This is a genomic window from Mesorhizobium sp. M4A.F.Ca.ET.090.04.2.1, from assembly GCF_003999085.1.
GTDB lineage: Bacteria > Pseudomonadota > Alphaproteobacteria > Rhizobiales > Rhizobiaceae > Mesorhizobium.
Genome location: NZ_RZOT01000714.1, coordinates 1 through 2347 on the forward strand (window position 1 = coordinate 1; position 2347 = coordinate 2347).

The window sequence follows — 2347 nt, forward strand, 5'->3', positions numbered from 1 at the left end:
ATCCTGAAGCGCAAGGAACCGCACATCTACGTCGCGAACTGGTTCTACCTGTCCTTCATCGTCACCATCGCGATGCTGCATGTCGTCAACAACCTCTCAATGCCCGCCTCGCTGCTGGGCTCGAAAAGCTATTCCGCCTTTTCCGGCGTTCAGGACGCGCTGACGCAGTGGTGGTACGGCCACAACGCCGTTGGCTTCTTCCTGACCGCCGGGTTCCTCGGCATGATGTACTATTTCGTGCCCAAGCAAGTGAACCGGCCGGTCTACTCCTACCGGCTTTCGATCATCCACTTCTGGGCGATCATCTTTCTCTACATTTGGGCGGGCCCCCATCACCTGCACTATACCGCCCTGCCCGACTGGGCGCAGACGCTGGGCATGGTGTTCTCGATCATGCTGTGGATGCCTTCCTGGGGTGGCATGATCAACGGCCTCATGACGCTCTCCGGCGCCTGGGACAAGATCCGCACCGATCCGATTGTCCGCATGATGGTCGTAGCCATCGCCTTCTACGGCATGTCGACCTTCGAAGGTCCGATGATGTCGATCAAGGCGGTCAACTCGCTGTCGCACTACACGGACTGGACCATCGGCCACGTCCATTCCGGCGCGCTCGGCTGGGTTGGCATGATCTCGTTCGGCGCGATCTATTACATGGTGCCTAAACTTTGGAACCGCGAGCGTCTGTATTCGCTGCGGCTCGTCACATGGCACTTCTGGCTGGCCACGCTGGGGATCGTCGTCTACGCCGCGGTGATGTGGGTTTCCGGCATCATGCAGGGCCTGATGTGGCGCGAATATGATGAGCAGGGCTTCTTGGTCTACTCCTTCGCCGAAACCGTCGCTGCCATGCATCCCTACTATGTGATGCGGGCTGCGGGCGGCGCGATGTATCTCTCCGGCGCGCTGCTGATGGCCTGGAACATCACCATGACCATCCTCGGCTACCAGCGCGAGGAGCAACCGTTGCCGGGTTCCGAGCCCGCCCTCCAGCCTGCCGAATAAGGAGCCACACATGGGCTTGATGGACAAACACGCAATCATCGAGAAGAACGCGACGCTTCTTCTCATTGGCTCGCTGCTCGTGGTGACTGTCGGCGGCATCGTCGAGATCGCACCGCTCTTCTATCTCGACAACACGATCGAGAAGGTCGAAGGCATGCGGCCCTATTCGCCGCTCGAACTCGCGGGGCGCAACATCTATGTGCGCGAGGGCTGCTATCTCTGCCATAGCCAGATGATCCGGCCGTTCCGCGACGAGGTCGAGCGCTACGGTCACTACAGCCTGGCGGCGGAGTCGATGTACGATCATCCGTTCCAGTGGGGCTCCAAACGAACCGGCCCCGATCTCGCGCGCGTCGGCGATCGCTACTCCAACGCTTGGCATGTGCAGCACCTCGCCGATCCGCGTTCGGTGGTGCCGGAATCGATCATGCCTCGCTATGCCTTCCTGAAGGATACGCCGGTCGAGGTGAAGAACTTCTCGACGCATCTGGTCGCCAACAGCCGGGTCGGTGTCCCCTATTCCGACGACATGATCGCCAACGCCAATGCCGATCTGATGGCACAGGCCGATCCCAGTGCCGACACGTCCGGCCTGGAAAAGCGCTATCCGAAAGCCAAGGTCGGCGACTTCGACGGCAATCCGCTGCAGGTCACCGAGATGGATGCCTTGGTCGCTTATCTCCAGATGCTCGGCACTCTGGTCGATTTCAAGACCTACGACGAAGCCGCCGGCTACCGCTGAGGAGACCGACCATGGATTACAATCTGATGCGGGAATTCGCCGACAGCTGGGGCCTGCTCGCCATGGCGCTGTTCTTTGTCGGATGCATTGCCTTCGCACTGCGGCCCGGCGGTCGCAGCCAAGCTGACGAAGCCGCCCGCATTCCCCTCAAGGACGACTGATCATGAGCACAGAGCATATCGACGACGTCTCGGGCATCTCGACGACCGGCCATGAGTGGGACGGCATCAAGGAGCTCAACAACCCTCTTCCCCGCTGGTGGGTGATAACCTTCTACATCACCATCGCCTGGGCGATCGGCTACACCATCGCCTACCCGGCGTGGCCAATGCTGTCTTCGGCGACAAGGGGCGTGCTCGGCTACTCCAGCCGCAACGATGTCAAGAACGAGTTGGCCGCTGCCGAAGCCGCAAAAGGCAAGTATGTCGCCGCCATCCAGGCGAAGACCGTCTCCGAGATCGCTGCTGATGACGCGCTGCGTGAATTCGCGGTTGCGGCCGGCGGAGCGACGTTCAAGGTCAATTGTGTGCAGTGCCACGGCTCAGGCGCCCAAGGATCCGCGGGTTTCCCCAACCTCAACGACGACGACTGGTTGTGGGG

At 60.9% G+C, this 2347-nt stretch carries 4 protein-coding genes; all 4 read left to right on the forward strand.

What is annotated here, in order from left to right; genetic code table 11:
* On the forward strand, window positions 1–1005 hold a 1005-nt coding region (gene ccoN / locus EN781_RS30830; protein WP_127400647.1), incomplete at its 5' end, for a cytochrome-c oxidase, cbb3-type subunit I.
* 10 nt (window positions 1006–1015) lie between these two features.
* A complete protein-coding gene (ccoO, locus tag EN781_RS30835; RefSeq protein WP_126058908.1) occupies window positions 1016–1747 on the forward strand; it encodes a cytochrome-c oxidase, cbb3-type subunit II in 732 nt (243 codons plus the stop codon).
* 11 nt (window positions 1748–1758) lie between these two features.
* The gene (locus EN781_RS30840; RefSeq protein ID WP_019860163.1) at window positions 1759–1908 is read left to right on the forward strand and encodes a CcoQ/FixQ family Cbb3-type cytochrome c oxidase assembly chaperone; all 150 of its coding nucleotides are present in this window, start codon (window positions 1759–1761) and stop codon (window positions 1906–1908) included.
* 2 nt (window positions 1909–1910) lie between these two features.
* Window positions 1911–2347, forward strand: a 437-nt coding sequence (ccoP, locus tag EN781_RS30845) for a cytochrome-c oxidase, cbb3-type subunit III (RefSeq protein WP_127400648.1), incomplete at its 3' end; no start/stop codon positions are given.

Excerpts from the sequence above, each read along its gene's own strand:
- ccoO (WP_126058908.1), top strand. The coding sequence starts at position 1,016 with ATGGGCTTGATGGACAAACACGCAATCATCGAGAAGAACGCGACGCTT.
- EN781_RS30840 (WP_019860163.1), top strand. The coding sequence starts at position 1,759 with ATGGATTACAATCTGATGCGGGAATTCGCCGACAGCTGGGGCCTGCTC.